Source organism: Flagellimonas meishanensis (assembly GCF_019880545.1).
In the GTDB taxonomy this organism is placed as follows: Bacteria; Bacteroidota; Bacteroidia; order Flavobacteriales; family Flavobacteriaceae; genus Flagellimonas; species Flagellimonas meishanensis.
Window position 1 is genome coordinate 563,069 of the sequence record NZ_JAINVW010000003.1, and the last position, 22,846, is coordinate 585,914.

Consider the following 22,846-nt stretch of genomic DNA (forward strand, 5'->3'; position numbering starts at 1 on the left):
AACGTTTTGACTAAAATAGAAATATTTCTTTCGCCAAGTCCCATTGACCCCTGAAGTCGAATTCAAACAGTATTGCATGCCTTGTTTAATGATTATCCGCGTTCCGCCATTTTTTTGGCATGTGAAGTAAGGCCAATCAATGCAAAAAACCGACGGATATCGCCTTGCATACCCGCAATCAAGCTATGCTTGGCGATGAGGATGCGTTCGAGTTCCACGTGTTTATCCCGATACATCGTATCAATCAATGCCTTTGCTTTTTGTGAGCCTGAAGCTTCGTAGGTATTCAATACCTCCACCGCATTTTCTTCGGGGGTCAATTTTCGGTATTTCGGAGTATAACCCATTTCTTGGACCATGGTTTCTGCCATCTTCCAAGTGGACCATGGGTTTTGACCGGTCACCAAGTTCTTCTCATGGCTAATCTGCTCCAGGTACATTGCACCTTCATTGAATTGAACCCCTTGGGCTATCAATTTATCTTGTAACAAAAAAGGGAATACCTCGGCTGCTTCTGGAATCAACAACAACTCTTCCTCATTGGTGAATGCGCTAACGGTTTTGTTTTGCAACAAATGCTGCCCATTATCCAAGGTAACATTTACAAGTGCTGCGGGTCCATGGCAAACGGCACCGACTACCTTATCCGCCTGATAGAGTTCACGAACAATATGCTGTATGGCTTTATTTTCTGGGAAATCGAACATGGCGCCCTTGCCTCCCACAAAAAACACCGCTTCATAGCCGGATGGCACAATTCGGTCAACCGGAACAGTATTTTTGGCCTTGCGCTGGGCGGTGCTATCGTTCAAAAAAGCAAAATCATATTTTCCCATATCCTCATCATCGATGATGACCTGAGGTTCACCCCCTTTGGGACTGGCAATATCTACTTCAAATCCGTTGGCCTGAAATACATAATAGGCCCTTGATAGCTCAGTAAGTTCGTAACCTGTTTTCTTGCCACTATTGCCCATGGTTTTCGCACTGGTTACAACGGCCAATACCTTTCCCCTATTTGGGGGGACATTTTGGGTGAGGTACGTTAATTCGCTAGGCTTCGTCGTTGTAAAGTCAACGCGCTCTTCTTTTTTGGGAATCAAACTCATGAACCACCAACCAAATCCGAACAGTAGCAACAGTAAAGAAACAAGACTGATCAAGCTCCATTTTAGTATAGGATATTTCTTAAGCATCATTTAAATTTTAGAATGAGGTCACAAAATAAGGCCGCATCCTGCATAAAAGCTTTCGAAATGATAATTCCATCAGTGAAATAAATATTTATCAAGTCCAATTAGAAGGGTTAACACGATTGAATTCAAAGTGTTTCTCGAAAAGCCAAGCGGAGATTTCAAGTAATCTCCATCACCTCAAACAAGTCCGTTTCTTATAATATTCCAAATCAATAGCTCGGATTTCATCTTGTCTAGAGAACACAACACCCTCCACTTCCATCAAAATAATGGAGAGCTCGGTGATTCCCGATATTTTATATGATCTCAACTATAACAGCCTCCGGCCCAATCACAAAGCCGTACCAAATTTCCAGAAAAAGTCCATCCCGGTAGCTGTGCTTAAATAAATCAGCCCCCACTTTTTGGCATATACAGGCTTTAAGTACTGCCCAGGGTAGGCCACACTTTCCAAATAGACAGGGTCCCCTACCCGAACGAATACATCGCCCCCCGGATTCTTTTTGTGCACTTTCCACTGTTGGATGGCATAACCGGGATTTTGCCACAAATCATAATAGAGCCATGGCAGCTTGCCCGCAGTGATGAAGTTGGTGAGGCCAAGACCGCCTTCCTCCGAATGGAAATTAATCAGGTTACCATCCTGTAAAAAATCCCCACCTCCATTGGAATTTATTGTAACAATCAATGGCACCGCATTGGTATTGACGGGCGTTATGGGCTGCAGCACAGGATAGTTGTAGTTGAACGAGCCATGGTAGGCCTTTTGGACCGTCATACCGTCTTGGTTGATCAGAAAAAGCGACTGCTGCGATACGATTTTTTTACCCGTATCCGGCGGTGGCTGCGGCAACGCAAAGGACTCACTGAACAACAGGGTGCTTACGGGATTGGGTGGGACCACATCTCCCCAAGCGGGAAACTGGTAGTAGCTGGCCTGTACCGGAGACGTTGGCGTGGCACGCCCGCCAAAATCAAGTATGGCATAACCATGATTGTAATAGGTAATGCCATTGCTGTCGGCATTGGTCCCCAATTTGTACTGGTCGTAAGCCGGCTCCCCTACCAGATAAGGTATCTGGGGGTAGTTTACTTTGTATGGATCAATGGAGGTGAGCTCTTCATAGGCACTATTGCCCACTAACCTACCCTTTGCCAGGGCGAGCAGGTTGTTCTGGTACATCACAAAATTATGTTCGTGGCCCCAAATCCATCCCGCTACCTTGCTCGGCATATATTCTGAAAATACCCTGTAGATGTAGGGGTTAAAATAAGGAACAGTGTTCAATACCGAATACTTGCCGTTCAAGGCGGTATTGGAAGAAAATACCTGGTGGTGCGACAAAACAATGCTGGCGCCATCAAAACGCTCCATCTTGTCCTGCAACCAGTCAATCTCCGTATTTTGAAGCCAAGGCCCCGCATAAATCGCATTAAGTTGGTCGGCTGGATTGGAATCGTTGTACCCTGTATCCATACCAAGAAACTGCCATCCCCCATCTTGGGTTCGCAGACAGAAATAACTGGCTGGCTGCATCGCAGTCTCGCCCCCGGGATAATTGTTAAGGTTGGTAACTACGTTATAGTACTCCGCTCCCCAGGCATAGTAATCGTGATTTCCCGGAATGGAAAATACGGGAATACGATTGCCCTGGCCCAATACTTCATCAAACACTTGGGTGAACACATCCGCAAAATAGGTATGGCACTCGTCCGGGGTGCCCGAGTAGTAAATATCCCCCAAATGGATGATGGCATCGGGCTTATGCTGCACCATCATATCGCGGAGCAAAGCCACTGCATCCGGTAGGCCCGTGCCCCAATCCCCCAAAATACCCACCTTGGCATCGTTGGGCAAATTCCATTGGATCACTCCGTAATCAATATTGTTGTTTCCCTGAACGGTCCAATCGTTATAGGTCATGTGATGGCCGGACAATATCGCATATTTTGCATAGGTAGTGGCGCAGGATAAAAATCCCGTTGGAGGTGGCCCAACAGACCAGTCCTTATCGCTGAACTTTCGATATGTGATGGTAAGCTCTTCTGCAAGGGCGGTATTATTGGCAGCCATGGCCTCGCCGACCTGGAATGCGAGATGCGATTTATACACCAGGGCCTCATGGCTTCCATCGTCTTTGGAAGGAATGTTGGGAACAAAATCCGGGTCTGCGTGCAATTTGGAAACATGTGCGGCAGCGGCTATGGACATGGGGTGCCTAAGCACATGCTGCATGGCGGCAGGTTTGTTTTCTGCGGTCAATTGGTTACGGATACCTTCCGCAACGGAAGACTGCCAAAGGGATAACTCACGGCTATGCACCCTGGTAAAAAGAGGTTGTTCCATACTTTTTTTGAATTTTGGTTAGAAAGCCATGCCTCGTTGGAATGGTGTTTTTTCAAATAGTTATATCAAACGTCCCTACCGGTTTAGGACGTAGACCGAGTCATCAAAAAAAGGGAACTAAAATGTGTAGGGATTAATCAAAGGGGTTTTTAAATGTAAGAAATATTAACAAGAAACCTATTACTTTTTTCGAGAATTATTCGAGTGGATACTTGCTGTGACTTAATCCATCTACGTGAAGTTGTGGATGCTTGTTTAGCTTCAATACTACCAACCGGTTCAACAAAACAAAGGATAGGTGTGGTCGTTATGGCCGCTCCGATAGCAGTGCATCAGGTTTTGTGTTGGATTGCCTCAATGCCAAGGTGTTTTTTGCCAATAACTTGCTTGCATACCTATTTATTTTCTTTACGGGTATTTTTTTCCATTCTTCTGGGGCATTTTGAAACTCCGTATTGAAAAAATGCTCTGAAAAATTTCGAATCACCTCATAATTTGCCAATTGATGCCCATTCTCACTTTTACTGTTTGCATTCTGGGTAAAGAATCCAATTAGATTGTATGCGGTCTCTTTGGCCCGACTCAATTCGGTCAACTTGGCCCGATATTCCAATTGTTGGTCGGATAGGTTTTCAAAGACCTGCTTGTCAGCAAAATGCCTAGCTTCATGGGCCAAAAGGCTGACCAGGAAATCCTCGGTGCTAAAATCATAGGCCTTTCTCACACAGAAAATGGCCTCTTCAGTGGTCCAACCCCCTGGATGATGAGCCCCAAGCGTTGCATACTCCATCCAACCCAAGGTTACAAAATCATCCAGCATAACCACCTGTACATCGACATCCTCAACTTTTGAAAGCTTAACATGGTAAAGGGTGTCTTTTTGGTCTTTCCAGATCATCATGTCAACTAGCCTTCCCTGCGGATTGATTTGGGAAGTGGTATGCAAGCCTTTAGATCGTATAAAATCAGCTAGAAAATTGCCCAGACTGTCACGTTGCTGGGGCCCTTTGAATATTGGATAGTTTTTGGATAAAAAAGGCATGACCTTCCTCCCTAGTTCCATCATGTAATCGCCTTCGGGGTCCAGCATGGACATGCGCCAATACGCTCGGAAATACCCTAAAAGTTCATCAATTTCATCATTTCCTGAAGATGCATACATACTTTCGTCATTTGCTTTGCCGAAGCGTTTTAGAAATCGCTCTTTAAACTCGACATCCTTTTCATCCACAACGGCATGCTCCCTCACCAACTCCAGGGCCGGTGGCAAATTGGCGTCCATACCATAGGCATAGATCTGACGATAGGTTAATTTTGTCCCTTCCGTTTCCTGTTGGCACCACATGGAGCACGTGCAGGCAAGCGAACATAGTATGGCAATTGCGGTTCTTCCCAATTTCATTGTAGTTTAAAAAACAAAAAAAGGTGAATGAACCGAGGTAGAATTGTATCAGATTAACTTTTTATGCGAAGTCGGAATTGATGGGGCGACAGTCCGTAACTGGCCTTGAACGACCTAATAAAGTGCGCATCGTCATAGAAACCATTGGCATACGAAATGTGCGATATGGTTTTATGGGTCTGCAATAGCAGCTTGCATGCGCCTTCCAGCTTTCTAGCGAGCTGGTATTCCCCTATTGTTTGCCCCGTTTGTTGCTTAAAACCCCTGGCAAGATATACAGGATGCACATGTACCCTTTCACTCAGTTTGGCCAGCGAGTGAAAAGTACCCAATTCATTATCCAATATGGCCCTTGTTTTCCCAATCCATCCAAATCCAACCTTGCCCGATTCAATACCATTGATTTCGGCCAGCCAGTTGATGATGCATTCTTCCATGTCCACCGCTTTAAGGTCATGGAGCAACGAGAGGTATAGTTTGTACAAATAAGGAAAAGATCCAATTTTGTATTGCTCAACACGCTGTGGGGTCTTAAAAGAATGAAAATCAGAAAAATCCGGGAGTAGTTCAATATCAAAGCACCTCCCTCCAAGCCCATGGAACTGATTTCTATGATGATATCCCGCAGGTCTGAACAATACATTTCCAGCCGAAATATCCATGTTTAGTTTAGATCCCTGTTCAGTATAATCGCCCCGAACCAATATGCTCAAATAGCCATTATGGTGCACATGGGGTTTTATGTGCATTTCGGGATCATATTCTGATATGCTCAGTGTGAACCATTCCGATTTCTTCTTGAAAATGGAATTTCCAAAATACTCCCCTTGGGCCATATTCAATGGCTCTAAACTGGCATGGTCACGCATCTATTTGGCTTTCATAAGGGAATTTACAACTAATTGGACTATTCCAGGCGTTCTGCAAAGAGTAGATTTAAAATTGAACAAACTACACCTTTCCCAATTCCATAACCAAAACCTCTCGATTTCTGTTAGGCAAGGTTTGGGTTGAGGATTTTCAACCAGCCAACATAGAATCAGCCTATTCCTAACCCTGGATTATGTGAAACAAAGGATTGATCAATCAAATACGGGCGAAAAATTTCCGTCTAATGGCCCTGGGCGTGTCCCCATAGTAATCTTCCCACCAATCTCCGGTGCTCAAAGGTCTGGGTGGGTCATTGGGTTTTCGCCACGCAAGGGATTCCCGAAAGGCGTGATGGGTATGCAAGCGCATAAATTCCCCCAGATAAATGTCGGCCACACGGGTATTGCCCTTTACCACTACCATGTTTTCATCATTCTTTAGCGTGGAGGCACTGCTGAAGTTTGCCGAACCTGCCACCACAATTGGCGTATCGGACAAGGGGTCTATCAGCATAAATTTGTTGTGCACGTAGCGCACGTGAAAATTAAGGTTGGTCAGTTTCTCCTTTAGCCAACCGTCAATCTTATGGGTGCGCACAAAATTGCCCACGGCAAAGACGTTTTCTTTTTTGTTGCGCAACATCTGCATCTTGTTTTCTTCGGCGATTTTGTCATTCGGGTCCTTAAATCCCCTGGTCAGCTTGTCCAACAGGGCAACCCTAAATGGTGCTTGGCCGTTTTCATATACCTCCTTGAACACATCGTTCATCCCGAAGGCAAAGGTCATGAACAGTCCTTCTGTGGCATTTTTGGCCAGGTCAGCGTACCAATGCAAAGCATCAATGACCTTTCGAGGACTAAAAATGGTGTGGGTGCCGTTGGTCAGGGTTCCAGTGGGCAGTGGCGAAATGTCCGTCACCCGTTGTTTTAGGGTGCTGCTCTTTTCGGGTTTTTCAATTAGCGCATCCCAGTACTGTTTGAACTTTTGGGCGGTGGCTTCATCTTCAACCACATGGGCCACGTTGGAATGGCCATAAATGCCCCCTTCGGAAAAATTGGTGCCACCTGTCCATACCGATTTCGCTATACCATTGGTCACTTTCACTATAAACTTGTTATGTGAAATGTAGGATTTTGGCGAGGTTCTTTCAAACTTGAATGCGTAATTATCCAATCCAAAATTGACCATGGCCTCCCGGTTCTTCAGCTTTGGACTGTCCTTTCGCGCGTCATAGACAAATTTTACCACTACACCCCTGTCAATGGCATCCTTAATCAATTGAAGCACCTTATCGTAATAGAATTCGTAAGCGGCAATATACAGTTCGTCCGTTCCCGGAATGCAACTGTTTATATAGGTCTCCAGCGCCTCGAACAACCCTCGGGACAACCATTCAAAAGCCTTGTTGTTGGGCACCTCTTCTGGACGTAGGTCCCCGAACCGTCGCACATATTCCTGTGAAGCGGCTATACCCCTGTTGAAATAGATATCCTGATTGCCATTTTCAGGGCTTTCCGTGGTGATTTCAACGGACACCGAGCTGAATGGTTGTAGGTTTGCCGGTGTACCCTTTAGGGCAGTTATGGTGTATGTATAGGATAGCCCTGGTTTGGCGGAATAATCAGACCATTGAAACCCTTGGATGGGATGTGCGCTGGTTTCGTACATAGATCCTGGAGGGAAACCGGGATCGGTTTCAGGAAACACCTTCATTCCCTTCAAAAAAAAGGCCTCATTCTCGGTGGGGCTCTGTCTATGGATTGAAAATCCCAAAAGCCCATCGCACTGATTTTCCGGCAAGTGCCATCCCATCATTACCACGTAGGTTCCTGATATTACATTCAGTGTAAAGCCATTGTTTGTTTTGGATTTTCTCATTGCATATAAATTTATTCACCATCTCCGTAGGCAGGACATGGCCATTTGTTTGAAAGTCTTCGGGGGAAATCAAGACGGGATTCTCGATTCCTAAATATAAGGATTGAAAGGCAGAATAGACTATAGAAAAACCGTAGACTTTTTAGGGTTTTTATGGTCTTATGGATTTCTTTTTTGGTTGAAGGAAGCAATCAACCCCTGTTACATGACCCGGCCATTGTTATGCTCAGCCAGCAAACATTTTGGCTTTAATATGGAAATAAAAGCAAAATCCATTGATTTGGTATGCTTGGTCTGCGTATATTGAAACGTGTTTGGAGCATAAAACAATATGAAACATTATTTATTACTATTTCTCGCGATTTCAAGTACATTTTGGCCTGCTGCCCAAGAGGCGAAGATTTCAAATGCCAAGATTACCTTTGAGTTTCCATCCAAAAATGTGAAGGGGACCATTGAAGGATTTGAATCCACATCAAAAATTGACTGGGAAAGTCCTGCGAATTCAGTATTTGAAGGCTCCGTTGAATCCGAGACATTGGACACCAATAATGGTTTGCGCAATTGGTCGCTTAGGAGTTCCCGCTACTTTGCCGTAAAGGACCATCCCAAAATTTCATTTGTCAGCAAGGAAGTCCGAAAATCTGGAACCACTTGGTTGGTATCTGGTGATTTGACTTTGAAAGGGATTACAAAATCCTTCCGCATTGATTTTGAACAAGCAGGTCAAAAACTAAAGGGCAAAGGGGCGCTTTATTCATCCGATTTCGATATCAATATCAAAAAGGAACGGGAAGACAATCTTGTCAATGTGTATTTTGAATTGGAGCTATACGACCAGTGAAAAGGTCTCTCACTTTCCAAAGAACAAACCATAAATCTTGCTTACCAAAGCATTGCCCAAAGGGAAATAAAGTGCAAAAAACAGGGCCATTCCCAAACTGAAGTTCCGTTCGTTGAAAAGGTGGTCCAATAGATTGTCTGGATATGCGTATGAAGTTTCCAAGGCATATCCCCCGAATTCCAATAGTCCCATGGCGACCAGGCCATAAGCATATTGTTGGTGAAATGGCAAGCCCCGCAGCAGGAGTGAAATGGGAACCATATAGAGTATATAACATGTGATTACCTGCCACCAAAATGTGAATCTGGCGATTTCCAATTGTTGACCGACCCAGTTCATGCCCATCCCCCATGCAAAGTAAACAATGCAATAGGTGATCCAGAGTTTTTTGTCCACAGCGAGCCTGGGCTTTGCCCAAATCCAAAAATTGTCCATCATGGCCTTCATTTCATGTTTATGGCTTAACCCACTTTGTTTTCTATAATTTTCAATGCATCGGAAACCGTTTGCATGCCATCCATATCATCATTTTCCAATTGGATGTTAAATGCATCTTCCACGTCCAGCACAATGTCCACCAAATTCGCCGAATTGATGTTCAATTCTTGCGTGAAATTGCTGTCCAATTGTATCTTGTCGGCATCAACATCATCGGGAAGGTATTGCGCCACAATTTCCTTCAGTCGTTCAAAGTTCTCCATAAGGTCTTTTTCATATTATTTTTTTGAATTGCTTAAAAATAACACAGCAATTGACATCGCCAAAACCAAAACTGGCCTTGGCAATGATTTTCGGGGAATAATCCATTGAACTATTGACGATTTTGGAGGGGTCCACTTGTTCCAAAATCTTGGGATGAATGTCATCACAGTTCATGGTTCCAAACAGTTTGCCGGATTTCAACTGCAAAACCGTTCCTACGCATTCAATACTGCCGGAAGCGGCCAAACAATGTCCAAAATGCCCTTTGAAGCTGTTTATGAAGGGGAAATCATTGCCAGAACGTCCCATGGCACTACTCCAATTGGTGATTTCATCGGGGTCTTTGGTCGTTGCCGTCAGATGACCGTTGATGGCATCGACATCCTTTGCTGTTATCTTAACATTTTCTAAAGCTTTGCGAATGCAATGCTGCACGGCAACGGGGTTGGCTGCGGTCATGCTTCCCCCCTGTCGTTGCCCACCACTATTGACATCACCTCCCAAAACTTCTGCATAAATGGGCGCATTGCGGGCCAAGGCACTTTCCAAGGATTCCAAAACCAATGCCCCTGCCCCACTCCCCGGAACAAATCCTGAGGCGGACGCGCTCATGGGCCGGCTTGCCTTTTCCGGTTGGTCGTTGAACTTTGTAGGCAGGATTCGCATGGCATCGAAACCGCCCCAAACATAGGGTCCACTATCGCTGCAGCTTCCAACCAACATTCTTTCTGCCTTGCCGGAGGCAATGCGATCATACCCCATCAAAACGGCCTCAGTTCCGGTGGTGCAAGCGGAAGAATTTGTGGTTGCCCAGTTCCCCAACCCAATTATACCTCCCAAATAGGCACTGATACCACTGGCCATGGTCTGGACCACCGAAGTGCTGCCCAGTCTGCGGACATTACCCGAATCCACTTTATAAATCGCTTCGCGAAACTTGTCCACCCCAAGGATTCCCGTACCAAATATGATGCCGCTGTCCCAATCCGGCTCTTGCAATTGCGGTTCCAAACCAGCATTTTTCCAGGCATCCAGTCCGGCAATTGTTCCATAGACAACACCGGAAGAGTTCAATCCTTTTAGTTGAACCTTGTCAAAGTATTCATTTAAATTGATATCTTCAATATTCGGTTTTCCAGCTACTTGACATGAAAAATTAAGTTCTTCCAGCTCTTGGAAATGCTGTATTCCTGATATCCCTTTAAACAGGGACCTCTCAAAGGCTGCCAGGCCTATCCCATTGGGAGCACAGATCCCTATCCCGGTGACTACTACCCTACGCATCACTTTTGTTTAGCATTCCTGAGATGATGCCCCTGCACACCAATTTATCCTTTGCATTGAACATTTTTACCGAACACTTGAGCTTATTGAACCGGAAATAGATTTTTTTGGAAGTGACGGTTACCTTTTCACCAGGAAATACGGGCAAAAGAAATTCCATGTCAAAACTTGACAGAGCAATTATTGAATCCTCGCCGAATTGGCCTTCCATCAAATGGATTCCGAGGCACACAACGCCTATTTGTGCGCAACATTCGGTAAGAATTGCGCCTGGGGTAACCGGATTGTCCTTAAAATGGCCTTGATAGAAGGGCAAATCAGACCGAAAGGTATAGTTGCCCTTTATCCCATCATCATGGACCTCCAGTAGTTCATCCACAAACAGAAAAGGTTCCGAATATGGCAAGCTTTGTATGATTTCACCAACTGTCATTATTGAAGACTTTCTCCACCATCCACCTTGATCACGGTACCCGTAATCCAGCTGGCTTCCGGCAGGGTTAGTAAATACACTACATTGGCCACATCTTCCGGAGTGGTCAAACGATTGTTGGGATTTCGCTCCAAGGCCATGCCCATCAACTTTTCATACTCGGGAATCATGCGAAAGGATTTAGTGTCGGTAACCCCAGCCTGAATGCAATTGGCCTTTATTCCCATGGGTGCGAACTCCAAGGCCATACTTCTGACCAACGCTTCCAGTGTTGCCTTCGCTGCCGAAACAGCCGCATAGCCTGGCCATGCCTTGCCACTTCCCTCACTCGTAAAGGCGAAGACCCTCGCATCCCCGTCAAAAAATCCATCATCCGCAATCAATTTCACCCAATCAAAAAGACTGGTTGCCATTGCTTGAATGGTCAATTGAATGTCTTGGTCGGTCAAACTTGCTGCGCTTCCCGTCATGGGTTTTAGGTTGCCCTTTGCTATACTGTGTATCAAAACTTTTATCTGCCGATTTTTGATTGCATTTTTGATTTCCGCCCAAAGTTTTTGCTGCTTTACGGGTGCTGTCGCATCACTATTAAAGCTATGGCATTCGGCTCCCTCCTTTCTTACTTGGTCAAAAAAACCATCAATTTCCATCATGTCCGCTTTACGGTCGCGATGCACGATGACCAAATCGTACCCTTCCTTGCCCAATTTCCTGGCCGTGGCAGCTCCCAGACCAGAACTTCCACCCAAAATAAGGGCTATGGGTCTATCATTCATCTCCATTACCATTCAATTAAAACGCGTTGTGCGGAAAAGCCCGGACCAAAACTCAAGATCATTCCTTGTTCTCCACTAGGAATTTTCTTTTTCATGAATTCTTCCAAAACATAGAGTACGGTGGCACTGCTCATATTGCCATAATCTTTTAAAACCTTGCGGGTTTCGTCTATATTTTTCCCCAATTTCCCGAACAAATCTTCCACCGTTTGCACAATCTTTCTTCCTCCGGGATGAAAAATAAGATGTTGCACCTGTTCTATGCTTGAACCCAATGTTTTTAAAAATGGATGGGTCAACTCTGGGAAATGCTCCGTTATGGTTTCTGGGACTTTTGGGTCCAAAATCATCTTTAAACCGTCATTGGTCAGGTCAAACCCCATCATTTCAATGGCATGGTAGAAATGGTACATGCCCTCACCCAAGATTTTTGGGCCATTATCATTGTCGTGCGAAGATAATAAGGCGCAGGATGCCCCATCACCGAAAATTGCAGCGCTCACCATATTTGCCATGCTAAAATCATTCAGCTGAAAGGTTGCTGTTGGACTTTCCACAGCAATGACCGCCGCCCGTTTGCCGGGATTCGCCTTTAAAAAATTATTGGCGTAGATGATTCCCGAAACTCCCGCCGCGCAGCCCATTTCGGTTACCGGTAGCCTTATGATGTCTTGACGTAGTTCGAGTGCATTGACCAAATAGGCGTCCAAAGAGGGAATCATTATGCCCGTGCAGCTTACGGTTATGATGAAATCCAGGTCCTGAGGTCGCCAAGCGGCTTCCTCCAGCGCTTTTTTTAGGGCGCTTTTTCCCAATTTTTTTACCGCTTCAACATAAACCGCGTTCTTTTCCTTAAAGGAAGTAGCCGTAAAAACATCTTCAATGGGCATGATGCCATAGCGCTTATCCACACCCGAACCTTCAAAAATCTTGACGACCTTTCTTCGAAACCTATCTTCCTGCCCCTCCAACCAAAGGTTGACAAAGGGGATGATCTCCTCCGTAGAACGACAATATGGAGGCAATGCCTTGGCCAAATGGATTATTCTAGTGATGCCCATAGATCAATTCGGTTGAATTGGCGTCATTACCCACAAATATCTAAAAGCCCATTTCCATGTAATGGAATGATGGACATTTTTCAAGTTGGTCGCCAATCGTTCCAATTCTAACTTACGAAATCCTTTGCTAATTGAGATAAGCCCATCCCTTTTGGCAATTGCAGATCTTATGAAAAAAAGACTGAAGACCTTGAACAGGAAATAGGCAAGCTTGCTGCGTTCAAGATCATTGATGATGGTGCCGACACGGGCCAATTCCGAAAATTTCTTGACAAAACCCAGGATGTCCTTTTCCTTAAAATGATGCATGGTCAAGGTGCAGAGAACGATATCGCAATTGGGTATGTCATTAAGATGGAGGATGTTCCCTTTCTTAAAAGAAATGGATGTGTATGGACGTGAGGCATCCTTGGCCAGTTGTAAGACATCATCTCTTAGATCAAATCCGACCAAATCCAGCTTTATGTTGGTTTCCCCAAGTGCTTTAGCCAATTCGCGAAGTAAATGACCATCCCCACAGCCCATGTCATAAATGGTATACGAATCTTTCGGATGATTTTTGATGAGGTGTTTTATGGCCTTCAGGGTCATGGAAGTCCCACCGAGAAGGGCGTTACAGCGATTGATGTCCAGATAGGCTTTTCTATAAGATTCCATATCCAGATTTGGGTCGTCCATGTATTCCTCAGCAGCACTTCTTTTTGAAAAATCCATTATACTAAGATAGGCTTTCCGTGGGTTCGCTTTATTATTGCGGAAAGAAATGTTCCAGAATTTGGGATTATGGAAAATATACCGTTCACCATTAAGGGGTTGGTAATCAAATTTTGAAGTTTCCTTCCATAATACAACCTAGAATCAAAGTTTGACTTCCATAGTTTTGTGTAATCGTCTTCCATTTTGGTTCTGGAATATCCTTTTTCGTTAAAATAGCGCAGCGTAACATCTGAAGCTATTTTCCCGGAATGTATGGCCATGGCCATTCCATTTCCACAAAGTGGATGGATCAATCCTGCGCTATCCCCGCACATTAAAACGTGATCATGGACCAGTTCCTTTTTTGCGAAGGATATTTGGGCTATGCTAAGCGGATTTTTGAATATTGGTTCGGCGGTTTCCATAAATTTCTTTAGAAAAGGGTTTTTGGACACCACGCGGTCATTGAAGCCATCAATACCTTCGTACTGCTGAAATACCTTATAGCTGGCCAAATAGCAAAAATTGATGAGTCCATCCTCTGTCATGGAAAGTCCCCCATAGCCTCCAGGAAAACAGTGAAGGGAAACTTCATTTTCAGGATGGTTGGCATACCTAAAGTGCCCTTTAACCCCAAGCCAGGGCGATTTTGTTTGCATAAATGTGCGGTCCATTGACTTGTCCAAGACCGAACGTTTTCCAAAAGCCCCGATGACCATACTTCCTGTATATTCATTTTCCTTGCCTTGAACAAAAAACTGGCCATCAACATACCTGATTGAAGAAACTGTTTCGAATGATATCCCAACCCCCAGTCCCAAGGCGAGCTGATATAGGGCATTGTCCAAGGTATACCTGCTGATTCCAAAGCCGCCCAAAGGCAATTTGCATCGAAGTCTCTTTCCTTTTTGATTGCTTATTGAAAACGTGTCTATGGGAACGGCTCCCAATTCGGTCAGGTCTAGCCCCAAGGACTCCAGGAACGGTCGGACCTCATTGGAAATGTACTCGCCACACACCTTATGGTGCGGGTACTTATTTTTCTCCAGAATTAATGTGGATAACCCCTGCTTGGACAAACAAATGGACGCTGTGAGCCCAGCAAGCCCTCCCCCAACAATGATGACATCATGGTTCATCAGGGTAAGTTACATTTAAAAAGCCTTATTTCATCTCACCAGGAGATATTGTAGTGGTTCCAATGGTTTGAATCGGGCATTTCGAAGCTATTCGTAGAGGGCTCTTATCATTTGTAGTATGGAAACTGGATGATAACAAAAGGTCGTATAGTAGGCTCCAGCTGGACATGTTTACGAGGGCCAGTATAATTCTGGCAGTCCAGCGCCCTGAAGCAAAACATTGAACTGCGCCACATCTTGGGTTTTTATCCGCTGCAAATCCAATTTAAGTTGGGACCATTGACCCAAATAGTCCCGGGCCACGTCCCGTACCCCCTGGGTAACCGGAAGGTTTCCTTGGTCAATACTGTTCAGAAAATCCTTGAACTTGATTAGCAGCCGAGCTTCGAACATATAGTTGCTTTGATACGTTCGCATCTCTTTCTGTAAAATTTCTGCAATCCAAGTCTCTATTTTCTCATTTAGGGCCTTGCCCTGCTCTTGTAGCTCGGCATCCCTTGTTTCGCCGAGGACAAAATCCAATTGTTGCTGCACCTTTCGTAGGTCCCGGACTCCTTTGGCCATTTCACTGGCTCCGCCATAAATGGATTTGGAAATGCCATCACGTTCTGCATAGGCAGCCTCCACATTGGCCACGCTAGTCTTGATGCGTGGGTCTATGGTTATTGCAAAATCCTGGGTTTGGCTTGTTCCGCCTGCAGTGAGTCGTACTTTGTAGTTGCCGGGGGCCGCATCGTAGGCACTAAGGTCGCGGTTAGTAGTATAGAGTTCGGTAAGGCAATCAAAGCGACCCACTTTCATATTCCAACTGTAGCGGTGTGCCCCTATACCCTTTTTCAATTGGGGTTTAATCAGCGTATCACAGCCCATACGGGCACGATCACTATATTCCGCATGGATGACTTTACCTGCACTATCCAGGATTTCCAAGGCCATTTGGGCGTTCTCACCCACTTCTTTGTTGTTTACATAGTGTATTTGCAATCCTTTTGGTGGATTTTGACCATATCCCCCATCAATACTATACGCTACCGATAATTCTGCATGGGTATCCCTGGGCTTAAACAGAAAATGGTCCGACTGGGCCACTGCATCGGAAATCTGATGCAGGGGCGTAAGGTCATCCAAAATCCAGATGGCGCGGCCCTGGGTCGTCACCACAAGGTCTTTGCGCTGCACCCGCATATCGGTTATGGGAACTTCAGGCAAATTGTTCTGCAGAGGAAGCCAGTGTCCACCATTATTGAATGAGACAAATACCCCCGTTTCAGTACCGGCATAGAGCAGTCCCTTACGGTCAGGGTCTTCACGAACACTGCGCACAAAAGTATCATTGGGCAGTCCGTTTACAATTTTCTCCCAAGATGATCCATAATCGTTCGTTTTGTACAATAACGGAGCAAAGTTGTTCAATTTATAGCCCGCTACGGCAATATATGCCGTTGCTGCATCGTGAGGTGACGGTTCCACTACGTTGATTATGGCCTCTGGCAATCCTTTGGGTGTGACATTGGTCCATGTTTTACCAGCGTCTTGGGACACGTGGACGAGGCCACAGTCCGAACCCACCCAGATTATCCCTTCCTTCATGGGAGATTCTTCAATATTGAACAGATTGTTGTAGCTCTCTGCAGTAATCTGTTCGTTGCTAATTGGATAGCCTCCTTTACCCTGATGCTCTTTGTTGTTTCGGGTGAGGTCCCCACTAACGGTTTCCCAGGTCACACCCCTATCCGTGGATTTCATCACATATTCCGATCCATAGTAGATTACATTGGGATTATGGGGCGAAACGATGACCGGACCGTTCCAATTAGCGCGCAGTTTTAGATTTTTTGGTTGCTCACCACTAATTCGTTCAGGATAGGGCCTTACCATGCGTGTATTATCAATATCCCTATCCCATTCCACAAAGTTGCTCGCAAAATAGGTGGAATACACAAAACGGGGATTGTTCGGGTCCATGGCCACTGTAGATGATTCTCCTGCACGCATAACATCCCAATGCATTTCACCAATGCCATCGTCCATTACACGACTATCTATGGCAATTGTACTATTGTCCTGTTGGCCTGAATACACTCGATAGGGATGCCCATTATCCGTAATACAGCGATAGAACTGTCCTGTAGGCTGGTTCATCAAGGTAGACCAAGTTTCACCTCCATTGTAAGTGACCGAAGCCCCTCCATCATTAGCGTTAATCATGATATCACTATTGTTTGGATTGATCCAGATATCATGATGGTCCACATGGCTTCCGGGACTTCCTGAAAATGTTTTCCCGCCGTCAACGGATTTCATGGCATAACTGTTCATAACCCACACTTCGTCCTCATCGTTGGGGTCCGCAATAATGTGCATATAGTACCATGCCCGGGCATGGGTGCCTGCATCATTCGATGTTTGCTCAAAAGTTTCCCCGGCATCATTGGAACGGTATACGCCTCCCTCCTTCCCAAGAGCCTCAATGGCCATGTAAACGATATTGGGATTGGCAGGTGAAATGTCGATCCCCATTTTCCCCTTGAGCTTGGGCAAACCTTTGGTGATTTCCTTCCAAGTTTTGCCACCGTCGGTGGTCTTGAAGACCTTGCTTCCCTCTCCACCACTCTGTACCACCCAGGGTTTCCTTTGAAAATCCCAGGAAGTGACCATCATAATATCTGGATTTTCGGCGCTCACGGTCATATCCACAATTCCGGAGTGATCATTGACGTACAGCATCTTTTCCCAACTTTCTCCCCCATTTTTGGAAAAATAAAGCCCTCTATGTTCATCTTCACCCCATGGATTCCCCTGCGCAGCCACGTAAACCAAGTCAGGGTTCTTGGGATGAACGACAACTTCCCCAATATGACGGGTAGCCTCCAACCCAATGTGCTTCCATGTTTTTCCTGCATCCGTGGATTTGTACATGCCATCCCCATGGGAGGTTTTGACTCCCCTGATACAGGATTCTCCGGCACCTACATATACAATATTATGGTCCGAAGGTGCCACAGTAATATCACCAATACCTGTAGTATTAAAAAATCCGTCCGAGATATTGTTCCAACTATTGCCACCATCAGTGGTTTTCCAAACACCGCCACCGGTGGCCCCCATATAATAGGTGAAGATATCGTTAGGCAGGCCCTCTACTGTGGTTACCCGTCCCCCCCGAAAGGGTCCGATGTTGCGATACGACATGGATTCATATAATTTCTCGCTAATCTTGGCCTCGGGAGCCTTTCTTTGCGCCTTTAGCGGAAGGATAAGGCAAAAGCCAAATACAAATAGGTGGATACGCATTCTCATCAGGTCGATTTTAATGTTGTTGGAGATAAATATAACATGAAAAAGGCAAGTATTTCCGCTCTAATGGGATTAACTTGAGGACAAGCTGTATAGTCCAGAAATTGGTATTTATCAATTGAAATAACCCATCTGTCAATTCAAAATACGTATCTGTCAATTTTTAGAATGTGAATCGTTCATTACGCTCTAATTTGAGGCTCATTATAATTAAGAAAATGACTACTCTAGAAACGATAAACCTCTTACAGATAATCAGTTTGATTCTTGTCGGATTTATTTTATACATGTTAGGGTTCCTTCATGGCACATACTGGAAAAAAAGAAACGGGATTTAGCAACTAGGGATGATTGACTATACGTCTAAACAAAACCTCGTTCTTTGCAGCAATCAGGAATTCATAATCAAGGTGGACGAGCTGCAAAACCAAAAAATCCGATACAGGTGCTGGCGGCGGCCCAAGACCACCATGGAGGATCCTGATTTAATCCTGCTCAATGGCAGCATCCGGGTTTTTGAACCTGCGGATAAAATGGAGTTTGTTTTTCCGTTTGGTGAACGAACCTATGTACTAGAGAAGATAATGCCACAAAACGAGCAGAATACCTCACATATATTCCTTGAGGTCTCTGATGATCAAAACCAAAAAACCACTTGGAAGCTCCAAGATGCTGTTATTCCCAATCAAGTTGACCGACTTTTGTAAAACTAAAAACTAGTTGCCCGCTGCATACGTGACCCTGTAGATTGCATCCCCAACATCATCTGAAATCAAAAGTGACCCATCTTCCAAAAACAAAAGGTCCACCGGACGGCCAAAAGCTTCCTGCTTTTCCTCATCCAGCCACCCATCAATAAAGGGTTCGTAACTTATCGCCTTATTGCCATCCAACTTTACCAAGGTCACCCTATATCCCACTTTGGATGACCTATTCCACGACCCGTGCTCTGCAATAAAAGCGTGACCCTTGAAGGCTTCGGGGAACATGGTTCCAGTGTCGAACTTAACTCCAAGTGGAGCCACGTGGGCGCCAAGGGGTTGAATGGGCGGAACAAAATCGGAGCATGGACGCTGATCACCGAATTCAGGATCTTTTACGGTTCCGCCATGGCAATAGGGGTAACCAAAATGCTGTCCTGGTGCCGTAATATGATTCAATTCACATGGGGGCACATCATCTCCCATAAGGTCTCTCCCATTGTCAGTGAACCACATTTCTCCCGTTTGCGGATGCCAAGTGAATCCAACCGTGTTCCTCACACCCAGCGCATAAATTTCCCTATTGCTCCCATCCATGTCCATTCTGGTGATGGTGGCAAAACGTTCATCTTCATTACTCCTTTCGCAAATGTTGCAAGGTGCCCCCACAGGAACATACAACTTTCCATCCGGACCAAAGGCGATATACTTCCAACCATGATGAAATTCTGTAGGATAATCATCATAAACAACCTCAGGTTGAGATGGGTTTGAAAGCTGCTGTTCAATATTTGGATAACGCAACAATCGACTTACCTCAGCCACGTATAGCGCCCCATCCCTAAATGCAACTCCATTCGGCTGCTCCAGATCTTTTGCGATTATGTGAACTTCATCCGCTTTAAAATCACCATCCGTATCCCGTATGGCATATACCATACCCTCGTTGCGGGTTCCCACAAAAAGGGTCCCCTCCGGTCCCATCGCCATGGACCTGGCACCATCCACGCTTTCGGCGTATGTATCAATTTTGAATCCTTCAGGAAGGTTCAACAGATGTAATGGCAAATTGGAAGTTGGGGCCTCCCCGCCTGGTTGATCGTCCTCCGCTTGTTGGACTGAATCATCTACAGCTTCCGACCCAGGAAGCTCTTTTTTTCCATTGCAGGACATGGTCAATAGACAAAACAACAAGCATATGACCAAGGATAAAGGTTGAAAATAGGTTTTCATAGTTCTTTTTGATTTGTAGCTATAAAGCTATCATAAATTGATTAGATAAGTAGAAATCGAAGCTACTTTGTCCGAAGATTATTCCTTCGTATCGGCCGATATTTTTCCAAAGTATTGGATAAGCCTGCGGTGGCTGCTTCCAATGGTGACCGTGCTTGACTTGGATGTAAGCATCAAGGCGGAAACCTGAAAGCTTTCGGTCCCATTGTTTATATTGAAGCTCATGTTATATCCACCTTGCTTTGCATTGGGTCGCATTTCAAAATCTGTGGGTACCCCATTGAATACGATTCCGGCATCGTCCGGATTATAAATACCGGGCATCTGCTGCTCCCCAAAATAGGGAAAACGTGCCATGACGCTATCCCCGGAGACACGCAGATAACTTTCTGTGCCCGCAAGGTCAATTCGGTTCAATGTACTCCCCAAGGGCAGCAAACCGGCATTGGCTATGGCACCCATGCTTTGGGTAGGCAAAGGTTTTGCCCAATCTGCTTTTATAACAAAGGAACGTTGCTGCAAAAGGCTGTCCAAGGTTGCCATTTGTTCAGGGGTAGCCCTGTTTTTGGGGTTGGACGCGCAGCCCAGCACCATGACCAATGTCACTATTAAAATAATTCCAGAAAAAAACCGCATTGTCAATTATTTGTTCCCTTCTTGAAGTTACAAAATTTGCACAGGATTTCCGATTTATGGAGTATATTTAAATCCTAACCAGACCTCATTTTATGAAAATCCCTCCAAGAAGACTGTTCTTGGTTTTGTTGGCCATCTACTCCAATTTAATTCTGGCTCAGGATGATTTGACCAGGAAAGGAACAGTCAATATGCCAGCTTACTACGCCACTGCATTACAACAAGACCCCATTATTGATGGGGAGGTCATCAACGACCCCCTTTGGCAGGGCGTACCTCCCATCACTGATTTAATTCAACTGCGACCGAATTATGGGGAACTTGTGTCTGAAAAAACAGAAGTTCGAATTGCCTATTCAAGTTCTACTTTTTATGTGTCCGTGGTTTGTTATGACACCGATGCGCAAAAAATTGTGGTGTCCGATTCACGTCGCGATGCCGATTTAAATGATGAGGACAGTTTTCTATTTATCATTGACACCTACCACGACCGGCAAAATGGATTTCTTTTTGGCACCAATGCCCAAGGCATGGAATATGATGCCCAAATCGACAATGAGGGCAAGGGAAATTTCAACGCCAATCGTCAACAGGGAGGCGTAATTGGAGGGACCAACCTGAATTGGGACGCCACTTGGAAGGTAAAATCACAACTGGGCGACTATGGGTGGAGCGCGGAATTTGCCATTCCCTTCCGGTCATTGCGCTATGCTCCCGGTGAGGACAGGACATGGGGCCTCAACCTTAGAAGGAACATCAGCAAGAACACCGAAAGTGCCTATTGGACTTCCCTACCATTGGGTTTTGATATGAAGCGTCTTTCCCTGGCAGGCGAGCTAAAGGGATTAAATCTTAGGAATCCTGGCAATCTAAAGTTTATCCCCTATGTTTTGGGGCAGTATGTCAACGATAAGTCTTTGGACCCTAACGAGACCGAGACAAATTTTGATGCAGGGGCAGACATCAAGTACAGCATTACCCCCAGTCTAACCCTGGACCTTACATACAATACGGATTTCGCCCAGGTTGAAGTGGACGATCAACAGGTAAACCTGGACCGATTCAATCTCTTCTTTCCAGAAAAGAGAGCTTTCTTTCTTGAAAATGCAGGGCAGTTCAGTGTGGGAAGCCCTGGAGAAGTCGACCTATTTTTCAGTAGGCGAATAGGTATTGGGGAAGATGGGGATTTGGTTCCCATTATTGGTGGAGCCCGATTATCTGGCAAGGTTGGTCAAACGAATGTGGGCTTTTTGAGCATGTTCACGGAAGATGTTGAAGAGGCTGCCATTGAAAAGAACAACTTTACTGTGGCCAGGGTGAACCATGATTTTCAGGGTACCCGCTCCTCTTTGGGCGGTATATTCATCAATCGGGCCGGTTTGGGGTCCATGGAGGACGATTACAATCGGGTTTATGCTGTTGACGGCAAATGGGGCATTGGGAACAAAGCCGAAGTTGATGGTTTCGTGGCAAAAAGTGCCACTCCCGGTATTGACGGCAATGATCACGCTTTTAAAATTTTGGGCAACTACAATTGGAACGGCTGGGACCTCAGGGCTGGATATACCGAGGTTGGCGAAGGATTTAATCCCGAGGTGGGTTTTTTGCAACGAACAGCATTCCGAAAACCCGAGTTTTTGGTATTCAAGGCGCATCGCTTTAAGAATACCGGAAATCTATTGGAAATACGTCCCCATGTTTCCTATCGAGGATATTGGAACTTTGATGATCAGTTGGTGACCGGTTTTTTGCACGTGGACAATCATTGGGAGTTCAAAAGTGGTTTTGAAGTGCATACCGGAATCAATTTCACCACGGAGCGGGTGCTGGAGGATTTCACAATTTCTGATGTTATCGTTCCTGCGGGGAATTACAAAAATGAAGAACTTCAGTTGATTGTCATCACCAATCCCAACAACGCCTTCTCATTTGATACGCGAACAATCATTGGTGGGTATTTTAACGGCCATCAAATTTCCAACAGTGGCACTGCACGGTACCGCATCGGTGACCGATTCAATAGTTCACTGACCATGAGCCATAACGATATTCAACTGGATACGGGCAATCTGACCGCTTTGGTCGGAGGCCTGCGGCTTTCCTATTCCTTCACGCCCAGAATGTTCCTTCAAAGTTTGATCCAGAGGAACAATGTGTCGAACATTACATCGGTGAATGCCCGGTTTGCCTGGTTGCAAAATGCCAATACGGGATTGTTTGTGGTCTTCAACATTGTGAAGGATGATGATTTGATTGACAGGGTGGATAATCAGGTCTTTACCATTAAATACACGCACCGTTTTGATATACTGAATTAAGATAATATGACCTTGAGCAACACCATGAACCAA

At 45.2% G+C, this 22,846-nt stretch carries 19 protein-coding genes; 3 read left to right on the forward strand and 16 right to left on the reverse strand.

What is annotated here, in order from left to right; genetic code table 11:
* Positions 1-92 precede the first annotated feature (92 nt).
* The 5 genes from K7G75_RS10525 to K7G75_RS10545 all read right to left on the reverse strand — a co-directional run bounded on the left by K7G75_RS10525 (position 93) and on the right by K7G75_RS10545 (position 7,693).
* Entirely contained in the window at positions 93-1,196 is a 1,104-nt protein-coding gene (locus K7G75_RS10525) for a type 1 glutamine amidotransferase domain-containing protein (RefSeq protein ID WP_222984209.1), read from the reverse strand.
* 331 nt (positions 1,197-1,527) lie between these two features.
* Complete coding sequence (locus K7G75_RS10530; RefSeq protein WP_222984210.1) at positions 1,528-3,543, reverse strand: metallophosphoesterase family protein; 2,016 nt, start codon at positions 3,541-3,543, stop codon at positions 1,528-1,530.
* 307 nt (positions 3,544-3,850) lie between these two features.
* Positions 3,851-4,939: a hypothetical protein gene (locus K7G75_RS10535; RefSeq protein WP_222984211.1), complete on the reverse strand. Its 1,089-nt coding sequence runs from the start codon at positions 4,937-4,939 to the stop codon at positions 3,851-3,853.
* Between the two features lie 59 nt (positions 4,940-4,998).
* Entirely contained in the window at positions 4,999-5,814 is an 816-nt protein-coding gene (locus K7G75_RS10540; RefSeq protein ID WP_222984212.1) for a helix-turn-helix transcriptional regulator, read from the reverse strand.
* Positions 5,815-6,031: 217 nt separating this feature from the next.
* Positions 6,032-7,693, reverse strand: a complete 1,662-nt coding sequence (locus tag K7G75_RS10545) for a phospholipase D-like domain-containing protein (protein ID WP_222984213.1) — start codon at positions 7,691-7,693, stop codon at positions 6,032-6,034.
* 331 nt (positions 7,694-8,024) lie between these two features.
* Here K7G75_RS10545 and K7G75_RS10550 point away from each other — a divergent pair, with 331 nt between their 5' ends.
* Positions 8,025-8,537, forward strand: a complete 513-nt coding sequence (locus K7G75_RS10550; RefSeq protein WP_222984214.1) for a YceI family protein — start codon at positions 8,025-8,027, stop codon at positions 8,535-8,537.
* A gap of 9 nt (positions 8,538-8,546) precedes the next feature.
* Here K7G75_RS10550 and K7G75_RS10555 read toward each other — a convergent pair whose 3' ends face one another.
* From K7G75_RS10555 to K7G75_RS10595, 9 genes are all read right to left on the reverse strand, one after another.
* A complete protein-coding gene (locus K7G75_RS10555; protein ID WP_262420328.1) occupies positions 8,547-8,975 on the reverse strand; it encodes a hypothetical protein in 429 nt (142 codons plus the stop codon).
* Between the two features lie 23 nt (positions 8,976-8,998).
* Positions 8,999-9,238, reverse strand: a complete 240-nt coding sequence (locus K7G75_RS10560) for an acyl carrier protein (protein ID WP_222984215.1) — start codon at positions 9,236-9,238, stop codon at positions 8,999-9,001.
* Positions 9,239-9,248: 10 nt separating this feature from the next.
* A complete protein-coding gene (locus K7G75_RS10565; RefSeq protein ID WP_222984216.1) occupies positions 9,249-10,526 on the reverse strand; it encodes a beta-ketoacyl-[acyl-carrier-protein] synthase family protein in 1,278 nt (425 codons plus the stop codon).
* Complete coding sequence (locus K7G75_RS10570) at positions 10,516-10,956, reverse strand: 3-hydroxyacyl-ACP dehydratase FabZ family protein (protein WP_222984217.1); 441 nt, start codon at positions 10,954-10,956, stop codon at positions 10,516-10,518. The genes K7G75_RS10565 and K7G75_RS10570 overlap by 11 nt, the downstream gene beginning before the upstream one ends.
* Positions 10,956-11,738: an SDR family oxidoreductase gene (locus K7G75_RS10575; protein ID WP_313777826.1), complete on the reverse strand. Its 783-nt coding sequence runs from the start codon at positions 11,736-11,738 to the stop codon at positions 10,956-10,958. The genes K7G75_RS10570 and K7G75_RS10575 overlap by 1 nt, the downstream gene beginning before the upstream one ends.
* Positions 11,738-12,793 carry a type III polyketide synthase gene (locus tag K7G75_RS10580; protein WP_222984219.1) on the reverse strand — a complete coding sequence of 352 codons (1,056 nt, stop codon included), beginning with the start codon at positions 12,791-12,793 and terminating at the stop codon, positions 11,738-11,740. The genes K7G75_RS10575 and K7G75_RS10580 overlap by 1 nt, the downstream gene beginning before the upstream one ends.
* Positions 12,794-12,796: 3 nt before the next feature.
* Positions 12,797-13,507, reverse strand: coding sequence for a methyltransferase domain-containing protein (locus K7G75_RS10585; protein WP_222984220.1), 711 nt, complete (start codon positions 13,505-13,507; stop codon positions 12,797-12,799).
* Positions 13,507-14,628 carry an NAD(P)/FAD-dependent oxidoreductase gene (locus tag K7G75_RS10590; RefSeq protein ID WP_262420330.1) on the reverse strand — a complete coding sequence of 374 codons (1,122 nt, stop codon included), beginning with the start codon at positions 14,626-14,628 and terminating at the stop codon, positions 13,507-13,509. Before K7G75_RS10590 ends, K7G75_RS10585 begins: the two co-directional genes overlap by 1 nt.
* A gap of 171 nt (positions 14,629-14,799) precedes the next feature.
* Positions 14,800-17,928, reverse strand: a complete 3,129-nt coding sequence (locus tag K7G75_RS10595) for a WD40/YVTN/BNR-like repeat-containing protein (protein WP_222984221.1) — start codon at positions 17,926-17,928, stop codon at positions 14,800-14,802.
* 344 nt (positions 17,929-18,272) lie between these two features.
* Here K7G75_RS10595 and K7G75_RS10600 point away from each other — a divergent pair, with 344 nt between their 5' ends.
* Positions 18,273-18,632, forward strand: coding sequence for a hypothetical protein (locus K7G75_RS10600; RefSeq protein ID WP_222984222.1), 360 nt, complete (start codon positions 18,273-18,275; stop codon positions 18,630-18,632).
* Positions 18,633-18,641: 9 nt separating this feature from the next.
* Here the strand turns inward: K7G75_RS10600 and K7G75_RS10605 are convergent, their stop codons facing one another.
* Positions 18,642-19,859, reverse strand: a complete 1,218-nt coding sequence (locus K7G75_RS10605; RefSeq protein WP_222984223.1) for a PQQ-dependent sugar dehydrogenase — start codon at positions 19,857-19,859, stop codon at positions 18,642-18,644.
* Positions 19,860-19,937: 78 nt separating this feature from the next.
* Positions 19,938-20,495: a DUF4251 domain-containing protein gene (locus K7G75_RS10610; protein WP_222984224.1), complete on the reverse strand. Its 558-nt coding sequence runs from the start codon at positions 20,493-20,495 to the stop codon at positions 19,938-19,940.
* A gap of 92 nt (positions 20,496-20,587) precedes the next feature.
* Between K7G75_RS10610 and K7G75_RS10615 the strand changes: the two genes are divergently transcribed.
* The gene (locus K7G75_RS10615) at positions 20,588-22,813 is read left to right on the forward strand and encodes a DUF5916 domain-containing protein (protein ID WP_222984225.1); all 2,226 of its coding nucleotides are present in this window, start codon (positions 20,588-20,590) and stop codon (positions 22,811-22,813) included.
* Positions 22,814-22,846 lie beyond the last annotated feature (33 nt).

Bases quoted from the DNA above. Each gene is read 5' to 3' on its own strand.
- K7G75_RS10585 (WP_222984220.1), bottom strand. From the start codon at position 13,507: ATGGATTTTTCAAAAAGAAGTGCTGCTGAGGAATACATGGACGACCCA.
- K7G75_RS10580 (WP_222984219.1), bottom strand. From the start codon at position 12,793: ATGGGCATCACTAGAATAATCCATTTGGCCAAGGCATTGCCTCCATAT.
- K7G75_RS10615 (WP_222984225.1), top strand. From the start codon at position 20,588: ATGAAAATCCCTCCAAGAAGACTGTTCTTGGTTTTGTTGGCCATCTAC.
- K7G75_RS10570 (WP_222984217.1), bottom strand. From the start codon at position 10,956: ATGACAGTTGGTGAAATCATACAAAGCTTGCCATATTCGGAACCTTTT.
- K7G75_RS10530 (WP_222984210.1), bottom strand. From the start codon at position 3,543: ATGGAACAACCTCTTTTTACCAGGGTGCATAGCCGTGAGTTATCCCTT.
- K7G75_RS10600 (WP_222984222.1), top strand. From the start codon at position 18,273: ATGATTGACTATACGTCTAAACAAAACCTCGTTCTTTGCAGCAATCAG.
- K7G75_RS10540 (WP_222984212.1), bottom strand. From the start codon at position 5,814: ATGCGTGACCATGCCAGTTTAGAGCCATTGAATATGGCCCAAGGGGAG.
- K7G75_RS10590 (WP_262420330.1), bottom strand. From the start codon at position 14,628: ATGAACCATGATGTCATCATTGTTGGGGGAGGGCTTGCTGGGCTCACA.
- K7G75_RS10560 (WP_222984215.1), bottom strand. From the start codon at position 9,238: ATGGAGAACTTTGAACGACTGAAGGAAATTGTGGCGCAATACCTTCCC.
- K7G75_RS10605 (WP_222984223.1), bottom strand. From the start codon at position 19,859: ATGAAAACCTATTTTCAACCTTTATCCTTGGTCATATGCTTGTTGTTT.
- K7G75_RS10525 (WP_222984209.1), bottom strand. From the start codon at position 1,196: ATGCTTAAGAAATATCCTATACTAAAATGGAGCTTGATCAGTCTTGTT.
- K7G75_RS10545 (WP_222984213.1), bottom strand. From the start codon at position 7,693: ATGAGAAAATCCAAAACAAACAATGGCTTTACACTGAATGTAATATCA.
- K7G75_RS10575 (WP_313777826.1), bottom strand. From the start codon at position 11,738: ATGGAGATGAATGATAGACCCATAGCCCTTATTTTGGGTGGAAGTTCT.
- K7G75_RS10610 (WP_222984224.1), bottom strand. From the start codon at position 20,495: ATGCGGTTTTTTTCTGGAATTATTTTAATAGTGACATTGGTCATGGTG.
- K7G75_RS10595 (WP_222984221.1), bottom strand. From the start codon at position 17,928: ATGAGAATGCGTATCCACCTATTTGTATTTGGCTTTTGCCTTATCCTT.
- K7G75_RS10550 (WP_222984214.1), top strand. From the start codon at position 8,025: ATGAAACATTATTTATTACTATTTCTCGCGATTTCAAGTACATTTTGG.
- K7G75_RS10555 (WP_262420328.1), bottom strand. From the start codon at position 8,975: ATGATGGACAATTTTTGGATTTGGGCAAAGCCCAGGCTCGCTGTGGAC.